Annotated in this window: 1 protein-coding gene; it reads right to left on the bottom strand. The window is 71.3% G+C overall.

Annotated elements, in window-relative coordinates; genetic code table 11:
- Positions 1-258, bottom strand: a 258-nt coding sequence (locus tag RM609_RS34365) for a class I tRNA ligase family protein (protein WP_311616611.1), incomplete at both ends; no start/stop codon positions are given.

Raw genomic sequence — 258 nt, forward strand, 5'->3', positions numbered from 1 at the left:
GGGGAGCCATCAGTCGCGTGACGGTCTCGACCACGTCGTGGAGCGTGCGCAGTGCGGCGGCGTCGCCCTGCCAGAAGCGGCGGCGTGAGCGGCGGACGTACCAGTTGGAGAGGTCGTCGACGAAGGAGGACAGCAGTTTTCCGGCGCGCTGGGTGTCGTAGGCCTCCAGGGCCTGGGTGACCTGGTCGACGAGCGTGTTGAGCTCGCCGAGCAGCCAGCGGTCGATCAGCGGGCGGTCGGCCGGCGCCGGGTCGGACG

It is taken from the genome of Streptomyces hesseae, from assembly GCF_031845785.1.
In the GTDB taxonomy this organism is placed as follows: Bacteria; Actinomycetota; Actinomycetes; order Streptomycetales; family Streptomycetaceae; genus Streptomyces; species Streptomyces hesseae.